The sequence below is a fragment of the Bacillus sp. Bwzl_19 genome, from assembly GCF_054900515.1.
In genome coordinates this window covers 1,468,594-1,491,803 of the sequence record NZ_CM142729.1, presented here as the reverse complement: position 1 = coordinate 1,491,803, position 23,210 = coordinate 1,468,594, and the positions used below count along the sequence as shown (strand labels likewise).

General features: G+C 45.7%; 25 protein-coding genes. 5 read left to right on the top strand and 20 right to left on the bottom strand.

What is annotated here, in order from left to right:
* Position 1: 1 nt before the first annotated feature.
* On the bottom strand, positions 2–1,306 hold the full coding sequence (locus tag ACW5MY_RS07925) for an ATP-binding protein (protein ID WP_013352110.1): 1,305 nt from the start codon (positions 1,304–1,306) through the stop codon (positions 2–4).
* A 172-nt stretch (positions 1,307–1,478) separates the two neighbouring features.
* Positions 1,479–1,763, bottom strand: a complete 285-nt coding sequence (locus tag ACW5MY_RS07920; protein WP_013352109.1) for an AbrB/MazE/SpoVT family DNA-binding domain-containing protein — start codon at positions 1,761–1,763, stop codon at positions 1,479–1,481.
* Positions 1,764–2,031: 268 nt separating this feature from the next.
* Between ACW5MY_RS07920 and mreBH the strand changes: the two genes are divergently transcribed.
* The 3 genes from mreBH (at position 2,032) to ACW5MY_RS07905 (ending at position 4,577) form a co-directional block, all read left to right on the top strand.
* Complete coding sequence (gene mreBH, locus ACW5MY_RS07915; protein ID WP_013352108.1) at positions 2,032–3,039, top strand: cell shape-determining protein MreBH; 1,008 nt, start codon at positions 2,032–2,034, stop codon at positions 3,037–3,039.
* A gap of 70 nt (positions 3,040–3,109) precedes the next feature.
* A complete protein-coding gene (locus ACW5MY_RS07910; protein WP_013352107.1) occupies positions 3,110–3,244 on the top strand; it encodes a protein YkpC in 135 nt (44 codons plus the stop codon).
* A gap of 100 nt (positions 3,245–3,344) precedes the next feature.
* Complete coding sequence (locus tag ACW5MY_RS07905; protein WP_013352106.1) at positions 3,345–4,577, top strand: aminopeptidase; 1,233 nt, start codon at positions 3,345–3,347, stop codon at positions 4,575–4,577.
* A gap of 30 nt (positions 4,578–4,607) precedes the next feature.
* Here the strand turns inward: ACW5MY_RS07905 and ACW5MY_RS07900 are convergent, their stop codons facing one another.
* Both ACW5MY_RS07900 and ACW5MY_RS07895 read right to left on the bottom strand, forming a co-directional pair.
* Positions 4,608–5,516 (bottom strand): ketopantoate reductase family protein, encoded by a 909-nt coding sequence (locus ACW5MY_RS07900; RefSeq protein WP_013352105.1) that lies wholly within the window; start codon positions 5,514–5,516, stop codon positions 4,608–4,610.
* A 112-nt stretch (positions 5,517–5,628) separates the two neighbouring features.
* Positions 5,629–7,248: an ABC-F family ATP-binding cassette domain-containing protein gene (locus ACW5MY_RS07895; RefSeq protein WP_013352104.1), complete on the bottom strand. Its 1,620-nt coding sequence runs from the start codon at positions 7,246–7,248 to the stop codon at positions 5,629–5,631.
* Positions 7,249–7,413: 165 nt separating this feature from the next.
* On the opposite strand from ACW5MY_RS07895, the gene ACW5MY_RS07890 reads away from it, so the two are divergent.
* A complete protein-coding gene (locus ACW5MY_RS07890; RefSeq protein WP_013352103.1) occupies positions 7,414–7,683 on the top strand; it encodes a hypothetical protein in 270 nt (89 codons plus the stop codon).
* Positions 7,684–7,720: 37 nt separating this feature from the next.
* Here ACW5MY_RS07890 and sipT read toward each other — a convergent pair whose 3' ends face one another.
* From sipT to ACW5MY_RS07820, 14 genes are all read right to left on the bottom strand, one after another.
* The gene (gene sipT, locus ACW5MY_RS07885; protein ID WP_003154568.1) at positions 7,721–8,302 is read right to left on the bottom strand and encodes a signal peptidase I sipT; all 582 of its coding nucleotides are present in this window, start codon (positions 8,300–8,302) and stop codon (positions 7,721–7,723) included.
* 130 nt (positions 8,303–8,432) lie between these two features.
* Complete coding sequence (locus tag ACW5MY_RS07880; protein ID WP_013352102.1) at positions 8,433–10,337, bottom strand: PTS fructose transporter subunit IIABC; 1,905 nt, start codon at positions 10,335–10,337, stop codon at positions 8,433–8,435.
* 14 nt (positions 10,338–10,351) lie between these two features.
* Complete coding sequence (gene pfkB / locus ACW5MY_RS07875) at positions 10,352–11,263, bottom strand: 1-phosphofructokinase (protein WP_013352101.1); 912 nt, start codon at positions 11,261–11,263, stop codon at positions 10,352–10,354.
* Positions 11,260–12,015: a DeoR/GlpR family DNA-binding transcription regulator gene (locus ACW5MY_RS07870; RefSeq protein ID WP_013352100.1), complete on the bottom strand. Its 756-nt coding sequence runs from the start codon at positions 12,013–12,015 to the stop codon at positions 11,260–11,262. The genes pfkB and ACW5MY_RS07870 overlap by 4 nt, the downstream gene beginning before the upstream one ends.
* Positions 12,016–12,297: 282 nt before the next feature.
* Positions 12,298–13,491, bottom strand: coding sequence for an ABC transporter permease (locus ACW5MY_RS07865; RefSeq protein ID WP_013352099.1), 1,194 nt, complete (start codon positions 13,489–13,491; stop codon positions 12,298–12,300).
* Positions 13,488–14,180, bottom strand: coding sequence for an ABC transporter ATP-binding protein (locus ACW5MY_RS07860; RefSeq protein WP_013352098.1), 693 nt, complete (start codon positions 14,178–14,180; stop codon positions 13,488–13,490). Before ACW5MY_RS07860 ends, ACW5MY_RS07865 begins: the two co-directional genes overlap by 4 nt.
* Positions 14,181–15,317 (bottom strand): efflux RND transporter periplasmic adaptor subunit, encoded by a 1,137-nt coding sequence (locus ACW5MY_RS07855; protein ID WP_013352097.1) that lies wholly within the window; start codon positions 15,315–15,317, stop codon positions 14,181–14,183. It abuts the gene before it with no gap.
* Position 15,318: 1 nt separating this feature from the next.
* Entirely contained in the window at positions 15,319–16,017 is a 699-nt protein-coding gene (yknW, locus tag ACW5MY_RS07850; RefSeq protein ID WP_013352096.1) for a YknW family membrane protein, read from the bottom strand.
* Between the two features lie 345 nt (positions 16,018–16,362).
* Positions 16,363–16,596, bottom strand: coding sequence for a molybdopterin converting factor subunit 1 (gene moaD, locus ACW5MY_RS07845; RefSeq protein WP_013352095.1), 234 nt, complete (start codon positions 16,594–16,596; stop codon positions 16,363–16,365).
* Positions 16,593–17,063 (bottom strand): molybdenum cofactor biosynthesis protein MoaE, encoded by a 471-nt coding sequence (locus tag ACW5MY_RS07840; RefSeq protein ID WP_013352094.1) that lies wholly within the window; start codon positions 17,061–17,063, stop codon positions 16,593–16,595. The genes moaD and ACW5MY_RS07840 overlap by 4 nt, the downstream gene beginning before the upstream one ends.
* Entirely contained in the window at positions 17,064–17,585 is a 522-nt protein-coding gene (gene mobB / locus ACW5MY_RS07835) for a molybdopterin-guanine dinucleotide biosynthesis protein B (protein WP_014471749.1), read from the bottom strand.
* Positions 17,546–18,838, bottom strand: coding sequence for a molybdopterin molybdotransferase MoeA (locus ACW5MY_RS07830; protein ID WP_013352092.1), 1,293 nt, complete (start codon positions 18,836–18,838; stop codon positions 17,546–17,548). The genes mobB and ACW5MY_RS07830 overlap by 40 nt, the downstream gene beginning before the upstream one ends.
* Positions 18,839–18,855: 17 nt before the next feature.
* Positions 18,856–19,875, bottom strand: coding sequence for a molybdopterin-synthase adenylyltransferase MoeB (locus tag ACW5MY_RS07825; RefSeq protein WP_013352091.1), 1,020 nt, complete (start codon positions 19,873–19,875; stop codon positions 18,856–18,858).
* A gap of 52 nt (positions 19,876–19,927) precedes the next feature.
* Positions 19,928–20,530 (bottom strand): molybdenum cofactor guanylyltransferase, encoded by a 603-nt coding sequence (locus tag ACW5MY_RS07820; protein WP_013352090.1) that lies wholly within the window; start codon positions 20,528–20,530, stop codon positions 19,928–19,930.
* A gap of 146 nt (positions 20,531–20,676) precedes the next feature.
* Here ACW5MY_RS07820 and ACW5MY_RS07815 point away from each other — a divergent pair, with 146 nt between their 5' ends.
* Positions 20,677–21,669, top strand: a complete 993-nt coding sequence (locus ACW5MY_RS07815) for a coiled-coil domain-containing protein (protein ID WP_013352089.1) — start codon at positions 20,677–20,679, stop codon at positions 21,667–21,669.
* Between the two features lie 20 nt (positions 21,670–21,689).
* On the opposite strand, the gene rok is transcribed toward ACW5MY_RS07815, so the two are convergent.
* Both rok and ACW5MY_RS07805 read right to left on the bottom strand, forming a co-directional pair.
* Positions 21,690–22,286 (bottom strand): transcriptional regulator Rok, encoded by a 597-nt coding sequence (rok, locus tag ACW5MY_RS07810; RefSeq protein ID WP_013352088.1) that lies wholly within the window; start codon positions 22,284–22,286, stop codon positions 21,690–21,692.
* A 463-nt stretch (positions 22,287–22,749) separates the two neighbouring features.
* The gene (locus ACW5MY_RS07805; protein ID WP_014470457.1) at positions 22,750–23,208 is read right to left on the bottom strand and encodes a TlpA family protein disulfide reductase; all 459 of its coding nucleotides are present in this window, start codon (positions 23,206–23,208) and stop codon (positions 22,750–22,752) included.
* Positions 23,209–23,210 lie beyond the last annotated feature (2 nt).

Sequence of the window (23,210 nt, the reverse complement as noted above, 5' to 3'; positions counted from 1 at the left end):
GTTATTTTTCCTCCTTTTGGACAGCAGCCGCTTCTAACGGCAGAATCACCTGAAACGTACTGCCTTCTCCATTTTTGCTCTTAATGTTAAGTTTACCATTATGCTCCTTCAGAATTCGTAAACAAATCGGAAGTCCGAGGCCTGTTCCCTGATCTTTTGTTGAGAAAAATGGTTTCCCGATGTTTTCAAGCTTTTCTTTCGACATGCCGTTTCCTTCATCCTGTATGCTGATCACCGCATTTTCTTCATCACGTTTTGTGTAAATATGAATATTCCCGCCGTCAGGCATCGCTTCAATCGCATTTTTAATAATATTGATAAATACCTGCTTCAGCTGATTTTCGTCACCGTTGACTATACAGGACTCAGTCTGCGTGAAATCCTTCTCAATCACAGTGTTTGACAGCACCGCGTTCGTGTCAAGAAGCGTCGCCACCTGCTTTAAAATATGGTTAAGGTGATGAGCGGTAAAATTCACGGTTTGCGGCTTGGCGAGCAGAAGAAGCTCTCCCAGCACAAGATCAATCCTTTTAATCTCCGAAAAAATAATGTCGAAATAATCCGTTCTTTCCGGATACTGAGCTTTCATCAGCTGGAGAAACCCGCTGACTGACGTTAAAGGATTCCTTACTTCGTGGGCGATACCTGCCGCTAGCTCCCCGGCAATGGCCAGCTTTTGAGATTGCATGGCAAGCCGTTCGTTCGTTTCCAAGAGCTCGTCGACCGCTTTTTTCCGTTCGCTGATATCAGACATCGTCCCCAGGCTTCCGACAAATTGCCGTCTGTGGTCATAATACAGCTTATAATGGACTTCTCCCCAAAAGATAGTGCCGTCGCTTTTAATATATTTGGCTGTAAACATTCCTGACGGAGCCTGCTGCTTGATTTGGGAGATAATATAATCAATGATATGTTTTTCTTTTATAAAATAATCATTATACATCGTGCCCATACATTCGCTGATGGAGTGGCCCGTAATCGCCGTCCAGGCTTGATTCAAATATGTAATATTCCCTTTCGAATCCGTCTGAAAAACAATTTCCTGCAGATTGTCCATGATGCGGTTTTTCTCATCTGAAAGCGCCTTTGCTTTCTGCTCGCTGTCCTTCAGCTCGGCCAGCAGCTGCTTTTTATTATCTACTTTATAAGCCAGCAGCCAGACGCTGATTAACGTGACGGCGGTAAAGATGATGTCAACAGGCCAGTTAATCGGATTCCGTTCAATCATATAAAATATATAATCCCAAAACATAATAAAAATCATTGCCAAGATTAAGGAAATGATACGCGCTTGATATTTTCCCATAGTCCCACCTGCCGCTAGCATTTCTACATATATTGTAACATTGTTGACCGCTTTATTGACTAAAAAATGATAACTATTCCCAATTATTTGAGCAGGTTCGCTTTATTTTACCGGTAGTTTTTACACAATTTCATAATAAAAGGGCGGAATAATGCTCCGCCCTTTTTGCTGATTATGATTTATCTTTTAATGCTTCCTCGATTTCCTCAAGCAGCATTTTCGCTCCTTCAGGGCTTAAGATGATTTTACCGTTGCCGTACTCCTGATTATCAGGGGTAATTTCTCCGGTCATTAAGCAAATGCCGTGCGGCTTGTATTTTTTCAAGACAATTTTGTCTCCGTCAACGAAAAATTCAATACTATCTTTAATAGCGATATCCAATGCTCTTCTCAGTTCAATCGGCATGACAATACGCCCGAGTTCGTCTACTTTTCTTACTACACCAATTGATTTCATAGAAATCCCCTACTTCCTTTAATGTCTCTTATATGTGTCCAAGGAAAATCATTCATAACGTAGACGAAAGTAAAGGAGCAAAAGTTTCTCAGCTTCCGGAAATGAATGTTCTTTACAGAAAGAAAGCCTTTTGAAATACGGAATACAGACTTTCCCTCCTTTTTTACAAAAACATTTCATTCCCGCCGGAAACCCCCAAAAATCGTGGTTTTTCTCAGAAACTTTAAATGTAGAATCAATTAAATCAGGATAGGGATTGGGTGAAAAAATGTTTCAATCAACTGAGATCGGAATCGACTTAGGAACCGCTAATATACTTGTTTACAGTAAAAATAAAGGAATTATTTTAAATGAGCCTTCTGTTGTCGCTGTAGATACAACTACGAAAGCGGTGCTTGCCATCGGAACGGATGCCAAAAGCATGATCGGAAAGACGCCGGGGAAAATCATCGCCGTACGGCCGATGAAAGACGGTGTCATTGCAGATTATGATATGACAACTGACTTATTAAAACACATTATGAAAAAAGCCGGGAAGAAAATCGGGATGACCTTCCGCAAACCGAATGTCGTCGTCTGTACGCCTTCAGGCTCAACAGCCGTTGAACGCCGCGCTATCAGTGACGCTGTCAAAAACTGCGGAGCAAAAAACGTTCACTTGATTGAAGAGCCCGTAGCCGCTGCAATCGGTGCCGATCTTCCGGTTGACGAACCTGTCGCAAACGTCGTCGTGGATATCGGGGGCGGTACGACTGAAGTGGCCATCATCTCATTCGGAGGCGTCGTATCCTGCCATTCCATCAGAATCGGCGGCGACCAGCTTGATGAAGATATCGCTTCGTTCGTCAGAAAAAAATACAACCTGCTGATCGGGGAACGTACGGCGGAACAGGTGAAAATGGAAATCGGCTTTGCATTGATTGAACATGTGCCGGAAACGATGGAAATCCGCGGGCGTGACCTCGTAACCGGTCTCCCGAAGACAATCAGACTGCAGTCCAATGAAATTCAGCACGCGATGCGTGAATCGCTCCTACATATTCTTGAAGCAATCAGAGCGACGCTTGAAGATTGTCCGCCAGAGCTCAGCGGAGATATCGTTGACCGCGGCGTCGTGTTAACCGGCGGGGGCGCGCTTTTAAACGGGATGAAAGAATGGCTGACAGAAGAAATCGTCGTTCCCGTTCATTTGGCGGCAAATCCGCTTGAATCAGTGGCTATCGGCACGGGACGTTCGTTAGACGTCATCGACAAGCTGCAAAAAGCGATTAAATAATAAGATTGTGCTTCTTTTTTCTCCGGCCGGCTCATATTGTGAGACTGGAGAAACATTAAGGAGGAAGCATATGCTCAGAGATGTGGGAAGACGCGTAGCGGTAGCCGTCATTTTAAGCGGAATTATTTTAGGGGGTATGAGCATTTCACTGGCCAATATGCCCCATTCTCCGGCCGGCGGCACCGTAAAACTGAATCACCCGTAAAGGCGCAGCAAAGGCTGTGTCTTTTTCTTTTGCGTTCCTTTCTTTCCTTTATGAGGCATTATTTGATATGATGAGAAAAACCGATGAGGAGGAATGAACGATGAGTTCGTTTACTGAAAAGCTAAATACATATGCTCAGCTGGCGGTAGAAGTCGGCGTCAACATCCAAAAAGGACAGCATGTCGTAATCAATGCCTCAACCGATGTCCGGGACCTTGTCAGACTGCTGGCCAAACATTCGTATGAAAAAGGCGCCAAAAACGTCACCGTGAATTGGCAGGACGATGAACTGTCCAGATTAAAATACGAGATGGCTCCGTTTGAAGCGTTTGAAGAGTATCCTGAATGGGAAGCAAAAGGCAAAGAAGAGCTCGCGAAAAAAGGAGCTGCGTTTATTTCAGTCGTCTCATCCGACCCCGACCTGTTAAAAGGCACTGACGGCAAACGGATTGCGGCGTTCCAGAAAGCCGCCGGAAAAGCATTGCATACATACAGACAATATATTCAATCTGATAAGGTAAGCTGGACGGTGATCGGAGCGGCTTCAACAGGCTGGGCGAAAAAAGTGTTTCCGGATCAGCCGGAAGACACAGCCGTTCAGCTTTTGTGGGAAGAAATTTTCAAAACGACCCGCGTAAATGAAGAAAACCCTGTGGAAGCCTGGAAAAAACATGATCAAAATCTTCATGAAAAAGTGGAACACCTGAATAAAAAACATTACAGCGCCCTGCATTATCAGGCTGAAGGAACAGACTTAACAATTGAACTGCCGAAAAAACATGTGTGGGCAGGCGCGGGAAGCGTTAATGAAAGCGGGCATGAATTTATGGCCAACATGCCGACCGAAGAGGTTTTTACTCTTCCGCAGCGGGACGGGGTGAACGGCACGGTTTCCAGCACGAAACCGCTGAGCTACGGCGGCAACATTATTGATAACTTCACTCTTACCTTTGAAAACGGCCGTATTGTTGATGTGAAAGCTGAAAAAGGCGAAGAGATTTTAAAAGGCATCGTTGAAACCGATGAAGGCTCCCACTATCTGGGTGAAGTGGCCTTAGTGCCGTACGATTCGCCGATTTCAAAGTCAAATATCTTATTTTACAACACACTGTACGATGAAAACGCATCGAACCACTTGGCGATCGGCAGTGCATATGCCTTTAATATTGAGGGCGGCAAACAAATGACACGGGAAGAGCTTGTCAAAGAAGGATTAAACGAAAGCATTACACATGTAGATTTCATGGTCGGTTCTAAAGATATGAATATCGACGGCATCACTGCTGACGGCAAAAGAGAACCGATCTTCAGAAACGGAAACTGGGCATTTTAATAAAAAAGGAGGCGCTTGGGCCTCCTTTTTTTATTTTGCTTCATACATTTGCAAGTTGGCGAAGACGGTTTCCAAAACAAGTGTATCAACAGACAAGCCTTTCGCTTTTTCAAGCAGAAAACCGTGCAGATGATCACCTTCCGTCACCCGGCCCTTTTCCATATCTCTCAGCATCGACGATTTCATATGGTAAGACATACTTGTCAATGTACGATAGCTCTCTTCTTCCAGATCAGGGTCTTTCGGAATGCCGGCAGCGCTGAAAATGGCTCCGATTTCAGCAAAAAGACGCTTTGCCGTATTACGGCCGCCTTCTGTATCTAAAATCGGTCCGACCGGCTGTTGAAACAGTGTAGTCACTCCCGCCTGCGCGGCAATAAACATATACTTTTTCCAAATGTCCTTTTCAATATCCCGGCTGATGATGACATCCGCTTTCACACCTGCAAACGCGTTTTCCAGCTCATTCATACGGTCGGTGCGTTCTCCGTTCCATTCACCGAAAACAAAACGGTGGGCAGCACTCGTATGTAGAATTTCCCCTTTTTCGTTAAGAGCACTCTCAATAAAACAGAGGCCGCCCAGCACCTGATGTTTTGAAAAAGCTTCAAACAGCTGGTTATAATGCCTGTACCCGTTTAAAAAAGGAATAATGACCGACGAATCTTTAACAAACGGTTTGACATCCCGAATGACATCATTCAACGAATACGCTTTTGAAGCGATGATAACGGCGTCAAACTCACCTTTTTCGTCTGCCATGATTAATTTCGGCTTAATTGCAACATCACCTTTTGCACTTTTGACGGTCAGCCCCGTCTCTTTTAATTGTTCCGCCCGTTTCTGACGGACGAGAAACGTAACGTCATTTCCCTTTTCTGCAAGACGCGCGCCGATATATCCGCCCACTCCCCCAGCTCCGACAACTAAAAACTTCATGATGCATTCCTCCGTCTCTTTTCAATTCATATGTTCCTTTATTGTAACGGGAAGTCAGAAGATTGAAAACTTTTTTTCACAAATAAAAAGCAGAGTCTCCCCTGCTTTTTTATTACGCGTATAGCTCTTCAATCTTTTTCTGTACATCCGTGTTTTCAAGAAATTCGTCATAAGTCATTTGTTTGTCAACAATGCCTTTAGGCGTTAATTCAATGATGCGGTTGGCAATTGTTTGTACAAACTGATGGTCATGAGAAGAAAACAGCATAGCGCCTTTGAAGCTGATTAAGCCGTTGTTAAGCGCCGTGATGGATTCCAGGTCTAAGTGGTTTGTCGGTTCATCCAGAATTAAAATGTTTGCGCCGGAAAGCATCGCTTTTGAAAGCATGCAGCGCACTTTTTCTCCTCCGGAAAGAACGTTTGACTTTTTGTTGACTTCTTCCCCTGAGAACAGCATGCGTCCTAAGAACCCGCGCAGAAAGCTTTCGCTTTGATCATGCGGCGAGTATTGACGGAGCCAGTCAACAAGGTTCGCATCGCTGCCGTCGAAGTATTCGCTGTTGTCTTTCGGGAAGTACGCCTGAGAAGTGGTCACGCCCCATTTAAATGTGCCGCTGTCTGCTTCCATTTCCCCGGAAATGATTTTGAACAACGTTGTAACGGCAAGCTCGTTGCGGCCTGTAAACGCGATTTTGTCTTCTCTGTTCATAATAAAGCTGACGTTATCAAGCACCTTAACGCCGTCAATCGTTTTCGTTAAGCCTTCAACCCGCAGCACGTCATTTCCGATCTCACGTTCCGGCGTGAAATTGACGTAAGGATAACGGCGTGATGACGGTTTGATATCATCAAGCGTGATTTTATCCAGGAGTTTCTTTCTTGATGTCGCCTGCTTTGATTTAGAGGCGTTGGCGCTGAATCTGGCCACGAACTCCTGAAGCTGTTTAATCTGCTCTTCTTTTTTCTTATTGGCTTCTTGAGAAAGCTTTAAAGCAAGCTGGCTGGATTCATACCAGAAATCATAGTTGCCGACATACACTTGAATTTTATTAAAATCAAGATCGGCGATGTGCGTGCACACTTTATTTAAAAAGTGACGGTCATGGGATACGACGATGACTGTATTTTCAAAGTTGATCAGAAACTCTTCCAGCCACTGGATCGCTTTCAGATCCAAGTGGTTCGTCGGTTCATCAAGCAAAAGAACATCCGGTTTGCCGAACAGCGCCTGTGCCAAAAGCACTTTCACCTTGTCTGAGCCGCCTAAGTCTGCCATTTTCTTCGTATGAAGGTCTTCAGAGATGCCCAGACCCTTTAACAAAATAGCGGCTTCACTTTCAGCTTCCCAACCGTTTAATTCCGCAAACTCGCCTTCAAGCTCAGCGGCGCGGATGCCGTCTTCATCTGAAAAATCAGGCTTCATATAAATCGCGTCTTTTTCCTGCATGACTTCGTATAAACGTTTATGCCCCATAATGACGACTTTCAGCACTTCAAAGTCTTCATATTCAAAGTGGTTCTGCTTCAGGATGGCAAGGCGTTCGCCAGGGCTCATATGGACATCGCCTGTCTGCGGCTCCAGCTCACCGGATAAAATTTTCAAAAATGTTGATTTTCCGGCACCGTTTGCGCCTATTAATCCGTAGCAATTGCCCGGCGTAAATTTAATATTGACATCTTCAAATAACTTGCGATCCGCAAAACGCAAGCTCACATTATTTACAGCAATCATTTATAATCCTCCATCGTGTCTAACATCATTAAAAGTATACCATGAATAAAGGGGAAGAGAAATGTTTCCCTGCGAATATAAGGTTTTGAAAAGACGCAAGCGCCAACCCGGAGTGCTGTGATACAATAGATAGATATATATACATATTCATCACGGAGGAACAAGTTGAAGCTTTTAACACTCACAGAATACTGTCTTATGATTTTCTTTACCGGGGTTTTTCTGGCCGTCACAGGCTTTACGGCACGTGACATTGGCTTGTACGTCGGAATCGCCCTCATTTATACGTTCTCGCATCTTTTTTCAAAACGGATGCTTGAAAAACGCGGCAAAGAGAAGCAGCAGGCGAATCTTTTTATCAGCGTTCTGGCTATTGTCGGATCAGTGCTGGCAACGGTATTGTTCATCGCCATCGCCGCCTCGTTTGCCAAATAAAAAACGCCGGCCGTCCGAATCGGGCAGCGCGGCGTTTTTATTTTGTCTGACGCATATCATGAAACGGGAAGAACACAAACTTCGAGGTGCCGACGATCCGGTTTTCGGCAATTAAACCGAGTCCGTTCCGGCTGTCCATTGAATTCAGCCGATTGTCGCCCATGACGAAGTATTTGCCTTTCGGAACCTTTACGGGGCCAAAATCTCCCGTCAGGTTGACTCCCAGTTTTTTCGCTTCTTTTTTATTGCTCGCGAGGTACGGTTCTGCGATTTTTTTGCCGTTTATATAAAGCGTGTCATTTTTCATTTCAACCGTTTCTCCCGGTTTTCCGATGAGCCGCTTTACATAATGGACTTTCGATGTATCGCCGTTAATAATGACGATGTCCCCCCGCTCGATTTCGCCGATATAATTGACGCTTTTGTTGACAAACAGCCGTTCACCGTCATGTAATGTCGGGTACATTGATGATCCTTCCACTAAGTACGGTTCAAACAGGAAATGGCGGATTAACAGCGCAAGTGCGACTGCTATAATGATGGCCTTTCCCCATTCCCAATACGTGTTGGATTTTCTTTTTACCGATTTTTCAGAAGTAGGTTTTTGTTCTTCAGTCAACGTGGTTCCTCCTAGACGATCACTGTTTCAGTTCATGTACCATCTTTACTTTATCACAACTCATTATAAAATACATAACGCTTCTATGCGTATATCATTGAAAAAAGCGCCCTTTACGGGCGCTTTTTGCTTATTTCTCTTCAACCGGCTTTTTGATGATTCCCAAGATAACCGCCGTCACGATCGCTCCGATCACGATGCTCAATAAGTAGAGCAGCGGATGATTCGTAATGAATGCAACGAATACTCCTCCGTGCGGTGCAGGAAGCGTTACCCGGAAAAATTCTGTCAGTCCGCCCGCTACCGCAGAACCGATAACGGCTGCAGGGATGACGCGAAGCGGATCAGCCGCTGCAAACGGGATAGCGCCTTCTGTAACGAAAGCGGCTCCCATGAAGTAGCACGTAATACCGGCTTCACGGTCACGTTTAGAGAATTTGTGTCTAAAGAATGTTGTCGCCAGTGCGATTCCAAGCGGCGGAACCATTCCGCCTGCCATGATGGCAGCGTGCGGCGCATAGTTTCCGGCATCGATCATCGCAATTCCGAAAGTGAACGCCGCTTTATTGAGCGGGCCGCCCATGTCGATAGCCATCATACCGCCTAAAATAATACCCATTAAAACAAGGTTGCCTGTTCCAAGGCTTTCAAGCCAATTTGTTAAGAAATTCATAAACGCTGCTACAGGTGTGTTAATGACAAACTGCATCAGGACACCTGTGATAAAAATACCGAGTAGCGGGTAAATCAATACAGGTTTTAATCCGTCAAGAGACTGAGGGATAAAGACGAACAGCTTTTTCAGCAGGATCACGACATAACCGGCTAAGAATCCGGCAATCAGCCCGCCTAAGAATCCGGCATTCGCCTGCGTAGCCATAAATCCGCCGACCATCCCCGGAGCAAATCCCGGACGGTCCGCAATACTCATTGCAATGAATCCGGCAAGAACTGCAACAATCAGTTTTAACGCATTGTCGCTGCCGATAAAGTTCAGCGCTGCAGCAAACGTGTTATATGTCGGGTCTTTCGGATCAGCTGAATGAATTCCCCAGAAGAATGAAATCGCAACGAGGATTCCGCCGCCGACGACAAATGGCAGCATGTTGCTGACACCGCTCATTAAGTGTTTATAGAAAGTGCTTCCGATGCTTGTGCCTGATTTCTGTTTCGGACCGTCTTCATTTGAAGCGGAAGATCCCCCGCCGCTGCCCTCGTAAATCGGCGCATCTTGATTAACGGCTTTTTCAATCAGTTCCTGAGGACGTCTGATACCGGCCGTTACAGGCACTTGAAGAACATGTTTGCCTTTAAAGCGCTCCATTTCAACCTGTTTATCAGCCGCTACGATAATCGCAGGCGCGTCTTCAATTTCCTGAGCCGTCAGCTTATGTTTAATACCGCTTGAGCCGTTTGTCTCTACTTTAATTTCGACGCCGAGCTCTTTCGCTTTTTCCTTCAGTGCGTCAGCTGCCATGAATGTATGGGCGATACCCGTCGGACATGCCGTGACGGCAAGGATTTTGCCCTTTCCTGAGGGCGCTGCCTGTTCTTCCTGCTCTTCTTCTTCCTCATCGTCATCTTTGTCATGCTGATTGATGATGTCAATGATCGCGTCTTCCGATTCAGCTTCAAGAAGCTGTTTGCGGATTTCTTCACGCATGAGAAGCGTAGAAAGTCTTGATAATGCCTCAAGGTGCGTATTATTCGCTCCTTCGGTTGCCGCAATCATAAAGACCAGGTGTGCCGGCTGACCGTCTAATGATTCATAATCCACACCTTCTTTTGAACGTCCGAATGCGATAGCCGGGTTAATGACGCTCGCCGTTTTCGCGTGAGGAATGGCAATGCCTTCGCCGATTCCCGTCGAGCTTTGGCTTTCACGATTTAAAATGGCTGCTTTGTAAGCCTCTCTGTCATTTAATCTGCCGGCTTTATCAAGCACTGTCACCATTTCATCGATAACGTTTTCTTTCTCTTTGCTTTCTATATTGAGATGAATTGTATCTCTTGTTAACAGCTCAGTTATCTTCACTTTTCTTTCCTCCTCTATAGACGTGTGACTTGAACTTCAGGAAGAAGCTGCTGTACAAACTCTTCAGTTCCGAGCTCTTCAGAAAATGCCGTCGCGCTTCCGGAAGCAACACCTAACCGGAACGCATCTTCCAAAGGCAGCTGTTTTGAGATCCCCGCAAGGAATCCTGCGACAACGGAATCACCCGCGCCTACGGAATTGACCAGCTTCCCTTTAGGAACATTAGCAAGGAAAACCGCGTCTTTCGTAAATAAAAGCGCACCGTCGCCAGCCATCGAAACAATCGCGTGTTCAGCGCCTTGTTCAATTAATTTTTTTCCGTAAGGAACGGCAGCTTCAGCTGAATCAATGACCGTATTGAACATTTCACCAAGCTCGTGATGGTTCGGCTTCATCAAAAACGGTTTCATTTCTGTCGCTTTCATCAGCGCTTCTCCGGAGATGTCCACCACAACGCGGGCATTCTGCTTTCTGCATGTCTCTGCAATTTTTTCATAAGTGTTTTGCGGCAGGGAAGATGGAATGCTTCCCGCTAAAACGACGATGTCTCCCTCTTTCAGAGCGGAGAACTGTTCTAAAAAGGCACTGAACACTTCGTCTGAAATTGTCGGGCCCTGTCCGTTAATTTCCGTTTCGTCGCCCGTTTTCAGTTTTACATTTATACGAGTGTCTTCATCCACTTCAGAAAAAGCCGTTTCCAGACCTTCTTGCTGTAAAAAAGACGTTATATAATTTCCGGTAAATCCGCCGACAAACCCCATTGCTTTTGACGGCACATGGTGTCTTTTCAGTAATCTTGAAACGTTGATGCCTTTTCCGCCGGGATACTTCGTGTCATAGCTGGAACGGTTTAAACCGCCTACGGCAAAATCTTCAACGTGAACAATATAGTCAACAGACGGATTGAGGGTTACAGTGTAAATCATGGTTTCACTACCTTTACGACAGTTTTTTCTTGGTAATTATCGAATGCAAGTTCTTCAGCTTCCGTGGTAATGATAGCGGCGTCGCCCAAGGCGGCGAACGCTGCGAAAGAAATCTCGCCGAATTTAGAAGGATCGGCTAATACATAGGCATTTTTCGCCTGGCTCAGAGCCTTTGTCTTCAGAAGAGCCTCATCCGGATCGGGTGTTGTAAATCCGGCTTCAATGTGCACGCCGTTCACACCGAGAAAGCTTTTATCAAAACGGTACTGGCTAATCGCCGTTAATGAGGCGCCGCCGATCATCGCACCTGTTCGATGTTTCACATACCCTCCGAGAAGATAAAAGGGAATCCCTTTCCTTATTAAAGCGTCGATATGCATAACTCCGTTTGTGACAACCACAATGTCCTTTGTTTGATCTATAAAATCAATCATGTGCAATGTAGTTGTTCCCGCATCAAGATAAATACAGTCACCTTCTTCTAATAAAGATGCCGCTTTTTCTGCAATTTTCAGCTTATCTTGAAGGTTTTTGGAGGATTTTTCAATCATATCGGGTTCTTGCCTGCTGTTGGAAAGTTTAGATGCCCCGCCATGAACGCGCTTTAAAAATCCGCGCTCTTCTAGTGTTGATAAATCTCTTCTGATCGTTGATTCAGAAGCGTTTGTCATGCTTATCAGCTCTTGAATCTTTACCACATCACGCTTTTCAATCTGATCAATAATCAGCTGATACCTTTCAGGAGTGAGCATATTCCGCCTCCTTTGAAAACGTATTCATTTCGGCTATAAGATTATTGTAAACGCTTTTTTTACTTCAAGCAACTAAAATCACTCAAATTCATTCAATAACTATCAAAATCTTTCACATTTGTTCATATTAACGTATGTACATAGGGTTTGTAAACTGTAAATTCGACAAAAAGGGGGACAATTGTATGACATTTTCTTTTTATCATAAATGAAAAAAGTCTATTATATTCATTCAATCATTAAAACAAGAAAAACCCCCATGCATTCTGCATGGGGCGCCGGTTATTCATACCGTAACGCTTCAATCGGATCTAAGCGTGATGCTTTGTTGGCTGGCAGCATGCCGAAAATGACACCGATCAGCATACTGAACAGCACGCCGATACAAACCACCTGCCAGGAAACGAGCGACGGCCACCCTGCGATAAGGGAAACGAGTGATGCTCCCCCGTAACCGAGACCGATTCCGATTAACCCGCCGATTAAAGTAAGCACAACGGATTCAATTAAGAATTGCGTCAGAATCTGTCCCCTCGTCGCACCGAGCGATTTGCGGATGCCGATTTCTCTTGTCCGTTCCGTCACTGATACAAGCATAATATTCATGACCCCGATCCCGCCGACAACGAGAGAAATACCGGCGATCGAACCGATGATCGTCGTCATGACGGTCGTGACCTGGCCGATGCCCGCCGCGATTTCTTCCATATTCATGACTTGATAAGCCTCTTTTGTTCCGTGATTGTCATTTAAGAGACGGGCCGCTTCTTTTCCTGTTGTTTTGATTTGGTCGGCTGAATCCGCCTGTATGGAAACATTGCTGTAGTCATTTGTACCGAAAGACGTTTTCAGCATGTTGAACGGGACATACATTTCACTGAGTCCTAACGATAAAAAACCGCTCTCTTCTTTTAATACACCGATTACTTCTACAGGCTGCCCGCCGGCCCAGACGATTTTTCCAAGCGGAGATGTTTTCCCGAACAGCTTTTCAGCCATTTTTTTCGAGATGATTCCCGCTCTTTTCCCGGAAAGAAAATCATTGTCCGTAAAGGTCCGTCCATCTTGAACATCCAGCTTTTTTACGTCCATGTAGCCGCTGTTAATGCCATTCAGCGTAATATCCGTTTCTTCTTCGTGATAACGGGCCGTCATTGATTTTACAGCAGAAGCGACAACCTGCTTTACGCCGGCTACTCCTTTTAATCCATTAATATCTTCTTCTGTAAAACTCGCTTGCTGCAAAGCGTTCGGATTGGCTGTTAATTCTTCATCACTCGGCAGATAAAACAATTCAATCGTATTGCCCGGCCCGCTTATGGATTGCTTCAGCATTTGCTCTCCGCCCTGGCCGACTGCCACCACAACGATTACTGAACCGACGCCGATAATGATGCCGAGCATCGTCAGAATCGATCTCAGCTTGTGAGCTCTTACGGAGCCGAGAGCCATCCGGAGATTTTCTAACAGGCTCATTCCCCCACTCTCCTCTGCTCAGAATCGCGGGAAACGATCATGCCGTCACGGACGAAAATCACTCTGTTTGTACAGTCCGCCACTTCAGGCTCATGAGTGACAAGTACCACGGTTACACCCTCTGCATTAAGCTCCGTGAACTGCTCCATGATGGAAATGCTTGTTTTCGTATCCAGCGCGCCGGTCGGCTCATCAGCCAAAATAAGCTTCGGTTCGTTAACGATGGCTCTTGCAATCGCGACACGCTGTTTTTGGCCGCCGGACAGCTCATTCGGCATGTGAAGCATCCGGTCCGCTAAACCGACTTTTTCCAGCGCATGCTCCGCCCGTTCCTCACGCTCTTTTTTGCCGATTCCGGCGTAGATCATGGGCAGTTCGACATTTTTTCTTGCATTCAACCGCGGCAGCAGCTGAAATTGCTGAAAGACAAATCCGATTGATTTGTTCCGGACCGCCGCAAGCTCTTTTTCCGTGCATGACGATACATCTTCGCCCGCAAGCCTGTAACTGCCTGATGTCGGTCTGTCCAGACAGCCGATGATATTCATGATCGTCGATTTTCCTGATCCCGACGGTCCCATAATTGACACATATTCTCCCTCTTCAATCGTCAGGTCGATTGAACGGAGAACATCAAACGTCTCCTTGCCGATCTGATAGCTTTTCTTCACTTTTGAAAGCTGAATCATCTATGCTTTCACATCCGTTCCGTCAGTCAAACCGTCAGCCGGATTCAGAATGACTTTATCATCCTTTGAAAGTCCCTCTTTTATCTCCGTCAGCTGCTTCGCGGTGTCGCCGACTTTGACTTTCACGCGTTTGGCCTTCCCGTCTTTTACCGTAAAGACCCAGTGCTCATCTCCGTCTTTTTTGACTGCTGAAGACGGCAGAGTGTCGGCTTTCCGTTTGTCGGTTTCAATGTTCATAATGAGTTTAAACCCCGGTTTGCCCTCCGGAAGGTTTCCGATCAGCTTGACCTGAAACGGATACTGCACGGCTTGTTCCGTGTTTCCGCCCGAAGCGGCGCCTGACTTTTGTTCTGGAACGAGACCGACAGCCGCCACTCTTCCCTTCCATGTTTTATCAGGAATGGCGTCAGAGGTAATCGTAACGCTTTGTCCCTTTTTCACTTTCAGCGTGTCGTATTCGGACAAATTGCCGGCAACGATCAGGTGTTCCGGGTCGCCTATATGTATTACCGGTTCTTGAATATCCGATTTTTTAGAAGCTGCTTCTTGATTTACCGAGATAACCGTTCCGTCCATTTCACTCTTGACAGTGAGATTCGCCACTTGGTTTTCAAGAGACTGCTTTTGCAGATCAGATTGCTTTAATTCGATTTCCGCCGTTTTTTGCTGAAGCTGCAGATCAGTCCGTTCGGATTCTATTTGTTTTTGGGCTTCCGCTTCTCCCACTTGTTTTGCCAGATCTTTTTCTTTACTGTTTAATGCTCTGAGTTTTTCTTCAATTTGTTCAATTTGCAGCCGTTTTGATTGTTCTGTCAACTCATTTTGTTCTTTATCAAGATTGAGCTGCTCGTTTGTATAAGTGACTAATGACGACCCTTCTTTTACCTTGTCGCCTTCTTTTACTTTCACCTTATCAAGGGTTCCTTTATCCGCTTCATAAAAAACATACTGTTCCTTGGAGAATTTAAGTGTTCCCGGCACCATGACCGAAGATGAGATTTTTCTTTTTTCCATGGTTCCGGTTTCGACCTTTTCCCCGGCGCTGCCGCCCGCGGGAGCGGCAGACTTATAAATATTGATACCGATGAATACTGCAACAATTACGGCGATGCCGATTCCGATCCAAAGTTTTTTCATGTTACACACCTGCTGTCATTGAACTTAACAGTCCTCCGACTGCCGATACCAAAAGCATAATAACAAACAGGACAATCGCGGAAGTCCAGGCCGCTTTTTTCGAAATGCCGCCGGTATAGCGAAGTCCCAAAGCGAGCAGAATATAGCTCCAGATGCTGAAAACGTCGAACGCGCTTAAAAAGACCGCAACGCCGTCTCCGGCCGGTATGACACTCGCCAAAGATGTAACGGCGTACAGGGAGCCCGCTCCGGTAAAATAAGTGACAAGACCGTTAATGACTAAGCCGATATTGGTAATAAACGCCGTGAAGAGGCCGAGTGAGAGCATTTTTTTGTAAGTTGTCACGCCGCCCGAAATTTTGACGCACAGCCAGTAAATGAGCGGAATGATAAAAAGACCGATAATGCCCCCGAAGATTCCTCCGAAAATCGAACCGAATTTAGTGAGGGTTTTGGTCATTTCAATCTGATCATCTGTCAATCCTTCAAGAGTTGAGCTGTTCAGCACTTCTTCATAATTCATCCCCAGCCCGCGCAAAATACTCCCGGCTGCGATGAGAATGATGACAATCAGGAGAGGAATGCCGATGACCGGCTTTTCTCTTAGTCTTTTAAACTGCACTACAGGACTTGTGATGACGCCGAAAACTGACGGTTTTTCGGTTATTTCCGTATTGCTTTTTTCCAGATTAGGTTCCATATTGCTGAAGCCTCCTATGTATTATTCTGTTTATACGTACGCAACAGGCTTAGAGAAGTTTCAATTTTTTTGCCGTTTGCGTATTTATGCTAAATTGTAACACAATTTCATACTTTTACGTTCCATAATTATGTAAAAAAGGATCATCATCAGACGGATATGGAGGGAGGCTCAAAACCTTGTGCGGGCGCCGTTTTCAGCCTGTATATGTAAAGAAAACGACCTTAATTGTAAAATCCTTTAAATTCCATTTTATCCTTCTTAGGAATTCGGCGCTGCAGCTGAATGTTATCTGCGGCTGTACAAAAAAAAACCGGATGGCAATGATGCCCATCCGGCTTTTTTTCATCCTCCGCTTACAGGAGGGATAAAGGCAATGGTATCGCCTTCTGTTACGGTGCTGTTGTCTTTTACGTATGTTTCATTGATCGCTATCATGGCATTGTCAATCGATTGAAGGCCGTACCGTTCCTTTAACAGCGCTTTTACAGCAGACGCTGCCGCCTCCTTTTCGTCAAGTTCAATGACCGGTGTTCCTGCCTGCTCCGCAAGCCCGGCAAACAAAAGTACTTTAATCATCGCGATTCCCCTTTATTCAAATCCGGTTTTCCGTTCGGATAGGGCGTCGTTTCCAGCTGATCGCCTATCCATTCTTCACCGTCTTCCCAGATTTCTTTTTTCCATATCGGCACAATCTGTTTTATCCGTTCAATAGCATATTCATTCGCCTCATATGCCGCCTTTCTGTGCGGAGAGGACACGGCGATTACGACCGCTGCTTCTCCGATATCAAGGACGCCGACACGGTGAGTGATTGCAGCTTCGGCCCCTTCCCATTTCGCGCAGATTTCATCGCCGATTTGAGAAAGCATTTGAACAGCCATGGGCTCATACGCTTCATATTCAAGACGCACCGTCCGCCGTCCGGCAGTCCACTCTCTGACCGTGCCGATAAACGTTGTGATGGCCCCGGCTTCACGCTTTTCAACTTTTTTTACGATATTTTCCGCAATAATCGGTTCCCTTGTAATTTGAAAACGTTCCATTTAAGCAGATTCCCCTTTCAGCTGCGAAAGCACAAACATAATGGCAGCCGGATCGTCAGCATGGAATACGGGCATATCTGCGTCTGTCGGCATATGCTCCGTATTTCTGCTGACAACCGCGATCACGCGCTCCAAATGCTTCAGTTTTTGCCATTCTTCGCTGTTTTTGATCATGATGATTTTCGGATGCGGCGCATGTTTAAACCCCTCTATAAAAAGGCAGTCAACTCCCAGATATTCATACAGGCCGATCAAACCCGCCAAATCCCATTTTTTTCGCGCCGTAAGCTGCAGCACGCCGTCCCCTTCTACTGCCGTAACCGCAGCTCCGGCTTTTGATAAACGTTCTGAATCTTTTCCGTCTGAAAAAGGGTCCGGTTCCCCGCCATGTCCGTGGTGCTTTAAACATCCGATAGTGCACTCTGTCGGCGCCGCTTTCAGCACACGTTCGATAAACGTTGTTTTACCGCTGTTTTGAAAACCTACGATCTGGACGATCGGGAAAGAATTGACCACGGCCATTCACTTCCATTCTCATCCCGGATGAGGAGCGCGTGGACCGTCATGCCCGCTTCATATCCCCTCGTTCCTCCCGGCAGAAGGATAAACGCGTTTGCTTCGGCAAGAGATGTGACAGAGCTTGATTTGTCGAGACCGACCGGTGACGCCATCATCTTTCCGTCCTTATGGTAAACAAACGCCCTCACAAACCTCGTAAACGGATTCGGCTTTGGAAAGTCATTTGTCAACACGGCTTCCGCCCACCCGGAGTGAGGTTTTTCATTTAAAAGCCACGTCTGGATCATCGGTTTTACAAACAGGGTGAAACCGACGTAACATGCGGACGGATTGCCGGAAAGGCCGAACAGCAGCATATCATCGGCCCGGGCGACAGTTGTCACGCTCCCCGGACGCATTGCCACTTTGTTAAAAAGAACTTCCGCTCCGAGCTTATCATAAATGTCAGGAAGAAAATCAAAATCGCCGACTGACACGCCGCCTGTCGTGATCAAAAAGTCAGTCTTTTTCATGGCTTCCTTCACCGCAGCATAGCTGTCATCAAAATCATCGGAAATTTTGCCTAAGTTCAGCGGTACCGCACCCGCTTCAATGATCTGGGCATACACCATGGCCGCGTTGCTGTTGCGGATTTTCCCCGGCTCAAGCGGATCGCTTACATGAAGAAGCTCGGTTCCCGTGGCGATAATGCCGACAACCGGTTTTCTGACCACGGGAACGGAAGCATAGCCGAAGGTTGCCAAAAGAGCGGTGACGCCCGGCGTGATTTTCGTTCCTTTTTTTAAAAGAGAGCTGCCCTTTTTCGCATCTTCTCCTTGATATGAAATATTATCGCCCGCATGAAAAGGGCGTTTCACTGACATGTAATCCGTACCGTTTTCAGAAAACGTCTTTGTCAGCTCAAGCATCACCACGGCATCCGCGCCTTTTGGAATCTGCGCCCCTGTCATGATGCGGACAGCTTCATACGGTCCGAGCTCTTTTTCTGACACGGCGCCGGCTCCGATGTGGTCAATTACTTCAAACGTGACGGCATTGTCACGGGAAGCCGTCTTTGAATCGCGCGCCCTGATGGCAAACCCGTCATACGGAGAACGGTCAAAAGCCGGTACGTCATGGTCCGCTTTAACATCTTCCGCCAGATAGCGGTGGAGACTGTCCTCCAGCGGCACCCATTCGGTATCCCCTTGTTTTTTATACCGGCCCACCCGGCGGACTGCTTCGTCCACCTGAATCGGCGTTCTTTTTTCAAGCATAGCAATATCTCCCCTTTTTACAGTCCGATCACTCTGGCCAGAACTGAATTTGCTTCTTTTATGTCATTTGTCCCGTGGATCAGTGCCCGTCCGTCTTGAAAAATAACGATTCTGAAGTCCTCGTACGCAATATGTAGCAGAAATTCATTTGCTTCCACTTTACCGATTTTCTTCAGTCGCTTGACAAGCTCTTCTTTATCCAGCCTCTTTAACGCTTCCGATCTGATTTGAACAGTGTCTCTTCCGCACAGCACGCTTGCTTTCGGTCTGTTTTCAGGCTGCAGATACGGGTATACGGGCTCCGTGCCGCAGGAAGGGCAATGATCCCGTTTGGTCTGATCCACATTTATGCTCATATTGGTGTTATTCCACACATCAAACGTGAAAAAGCGCCGATTTACGGCGGCATGATTTCCCGTCAGCAATTTCAGCGCCTCAGCCTGCTGATAAGCAGAGACGATATGAACCGCCGGAGATATGATGCCTGCTGTATCACATGTCGCTCCGCCCACGGGCATTTGCTCGAACAGGCAGGATAAACACGGCGTAACCCCCGGAATAATCGTCATACACATTCCCTGACTGCTGACACAGGCACCGTAAATCCAAGGTGTTTTCGTTTTCAGCGCCAGATCATTGATGACCATTCTCGTTTCAAAATTATCTGTCGCATCCACGATGCAATCCGCTTTTTCGATCAGCGGTTCGAGCGTTTCCGCGGTACCTTCCGCCGCGTAAGCTTCTATATGTATGTCACTGTTTACCGCCAAAAGACGCGCCTTGGCCGCCACGGCTTTCGGCAGTCGCTGTCTCGCGTCTTCTTCTGTATACAGCTGCTGTCTTTGTAAATTGCTCCATTCCACATAATCCCGGTCAATAATCGCCATACGGCCTGCTCCGGCTCTTGCCAGGCCCTCTGCCGCGGCTGTTCCGAGGGCTCCGGCCCCGACAATCAGGACACTGCTGTCAGCCAGCGACTTCTGCCCTTTTTCCCCTATCGGCTTAAATCTTGTCTGCCGCGAATAGCGCTCTTCCATCTGTATTGTCCCCTTGCAATTTTTATTTCCATCATACCATGTTTCTTCACAATCAGTCCTGATTTGAAGACTCGATATGTGCCAAAAGTCTGGTGTAATCATCCCGTGTGTTGATATTAGCGAACTCCTCCGGCGCGGCACCGATTTCTTCAGCCTGCACATAACAGACAGACAGCTGTTTCAGAGTGTCTGTCATTTTCAGCTTGTTTTGTGTAAGCTGATCCAAAAGCACCGCTTGCACCCGTTTATGATAAACCGCCACGAGAGGCTGCTCTCTGTTTTCACAAATTGGGATAACAGCGTCAAGATTTCCGGTCAGCTTCATTTCAAGCGCAGCCATCGTCTTTCTTGTCACGAGCGGTGTGTCACAGGATATGACCGTATATGTTTCGCCTTCTGTTTGTTTCATTGCCGTATAAATGCCGGCCAGCGGCCCCATTCCCCGAAACTGGGGCACATCGGCAAAAACATGCCTCTCTTTGTTTGATAAAAACGTTTTTATATGTTCAGGGCGGCTGATAATTACGGTTTCTCCGCTGCCGAAGGCTTTTTTCGCCTGTTCATAAAACATGCCGTCCTTCCATTTTGCAAAAGCTTTCGGTTCTCCGAATCTCCGGGAAGCTCCCCCTGCTAATATTACATTCACCCGTTTCATGTCATCTCTCTCCCATTCTGTATAAAAGCATAGCAAACGCCTCAGCCGAAATACAATAATTACAGTGCTTGTCTGTTTAATTAAGAGGAATAGCCGTCTGCCCTTTCCCATATTGTAGTGTTAACATCATGAGGGAGATGGTTCTTATGAAAATATCAGGTCCGTTTTTCCACGACACTTCTCAAGAGAACCTTTATTTGAAATCCGAACTTTCCAGATGCAGAAAATTAATTTCTGAATTTGAAGCAAGCTACTTTCATCAAAAAAACAATAAGCTGCAGCAGGAAAACGCCAATATTAAAGAACAGCTTCACAAGCTTTCTGGCGAATTGGAAGCCATGGCGCAAAAACACAAACAAACGAATGACACAGAACGTTCTTTGCATGAAATCAGGGCCGGACTGCTCGATAAAATCGTCATTCTGCAAGAACTGCTGCAGCAGGAAACGTTTCGGCGGAAAAATGAGATGGAAGAAAAACACCGGCTGCATCTCACAAATGTAAAATTTGAAGAAGAAAATAAAAACTTACATACCCGCATCCGCTCACTTGAGACCGCCATACAAACCGAACAGACTTCTCACGAAGATACGAAACGGCGTTTTCACGCCGCAGCAGAAGAAAATACCCGGCTGCACACACAAATTACAGAAAAGGAATATCAGCTCAAACATATTAAAATAGAAATTAATCATATGAGAGATCGAATACTAGAAACAAAAGAACGGCTTGTAGAAATAGAAAAAACGAAAGAAAAGTTATTTCAAGAAACCATTCTCTCATACAAAAGGCAGCTGGACGAAAGTGATGCTTGGATTGCCGGCCATTTTGCTGATATTGACAGCCGCACGGCTGAACCGGCAGAACAGGACCTGGAACTTCCTTCCGCTTCCGCCGGGACTGTTCAGGCAGAAGACTTGCTTAAAGCCGTCACCGAACAAGTCCTCTCCCTGCAAAAACAGTTTGCACAATCAGAGTCCCGTGATCAGTCGTTTGATGAAAAACTGGACGCGTTAAAAGAACGGGCTGATGAAGAAAAACCTTTCCAAAAATATGTCGTCAAGCTTGAAAAAAAGGCGGTAAAAGATACGTCACTTCCGCAGAACAAGCGGGAAAGCGCAAAAAAACTGCTTGAGTAACACAAGCAGTTTTTACTGTTTTATTCAGCAGCCGTATCATTTCCCGTTTCTGCTGTTTCCTGAGAAATTTCTCCCTCAAGAATATATTGGCCGCGGTATGGTTTTTTCACTTCAGGATACATTTTAATTAAGCTTTGCATAAAGGTTGTCATATTAGGAATTTCAAGGCCGCTTTCCTTTTCAATTTCCTTTTGCAGTTCTGAACTTTTGATTGCTGCATTGTGGCGTTTCAATGTTTTAATGGCTGCTTCGCGCAGTTTTGCCGCCTTTGAACCCGGTCTTGCCGTCCCTCTTCTTCTTCTAGTAGAACCGTCTGGAATGCCGGCTGGAAGAGTCGTAATAGACTGCATTTGCGGCTGGGTGGATTGAGGCTGTGTCTGCGGCTTTTGGTAGCTTCTCATTTCCTGTGCTGCAAGCTCTGCAAGCACTGGGAGAGAGTCACTTTTTTTCTCCGGACGAAACTCTTTTTTTGTATCGGACAGGCTGCCCGTATTGTCTAATTCTCTCAGTTTTGCATATATTTTATCACGTTCTATTTGATATTCACGAATGACTTTTACCTCTGCTTCGTTCAATTGTTCTAAACGTAAGCGCAGCGCTTCTCTTTCATTAAACATGTGTAAAACCCCCTGTCAAAAATTTAAACGCTTTTATTAAGATATTAGATTACAAAAGTAATTTTATCAACTATTATTTTATCATTTTACTATTTTATTTACTCTATGAAAAATTGCTTATTTTCTGAAAATGGTACTTTATATGCAAAAATCCCCTATCATATAGGTGATTCTGGGCAATGTTCCAATTTATTGAACCATTTCAAAATATAACTTAAAATTACTTGTTTAATGAAAATTAGCGTAATATCTACAATTTTCGACTATAATATGTAAAAGATAATGATATGGAGAAAACATGCGGTACAGCGTGTTTTCTCCTGTTTCTCTTTCGTTTTTACCGAAGCTCAACAAATCATTTATGACATTTTGGAATTTTTATCCAATAAGCATAAAAAACCCTGCTGCCCAACTGCAAAGGACTTTCAGAACCAATACAAAAGACCGGCGGAGATTGTCCCGGTCACTCGGAAGCCTGCTCTGTTTCTGAAAGAATGCGGCTGATGCGTTTTTCAAGCATTGCCATCCCGCTTCCTCCCGCTTGAAAATGGCGGAGCTGTCCGGTTTTATCAAAAACGTAATAAGCCGGCACATACTCATTTTCAAACGCTTCAGTCAGCGAATGATTGCTGTCGATGTAAATCGGCTGAGAGATGCCGTGTTCAGCCGCTGTTTTCTTGATTTTTTTAAGGTCAAGATCATCTTCGGAACGGGGTATGTGAACGGCCGCCACATTCAAATGATCTTTATATTTATCACGAAACTCATTCACCTTCGGCATCGCTTCTTTACACATCTGGCAGCTGGCGGACCAGAAATGAATCAATGCCGGCTTCTCACCGACCAGCTGTTCCTTCGTGACTTCTCCGTTAAACCAGGCTTTAGCGCCTGTCAATTCAGGCATTTGCTGATGTAATTTCATCT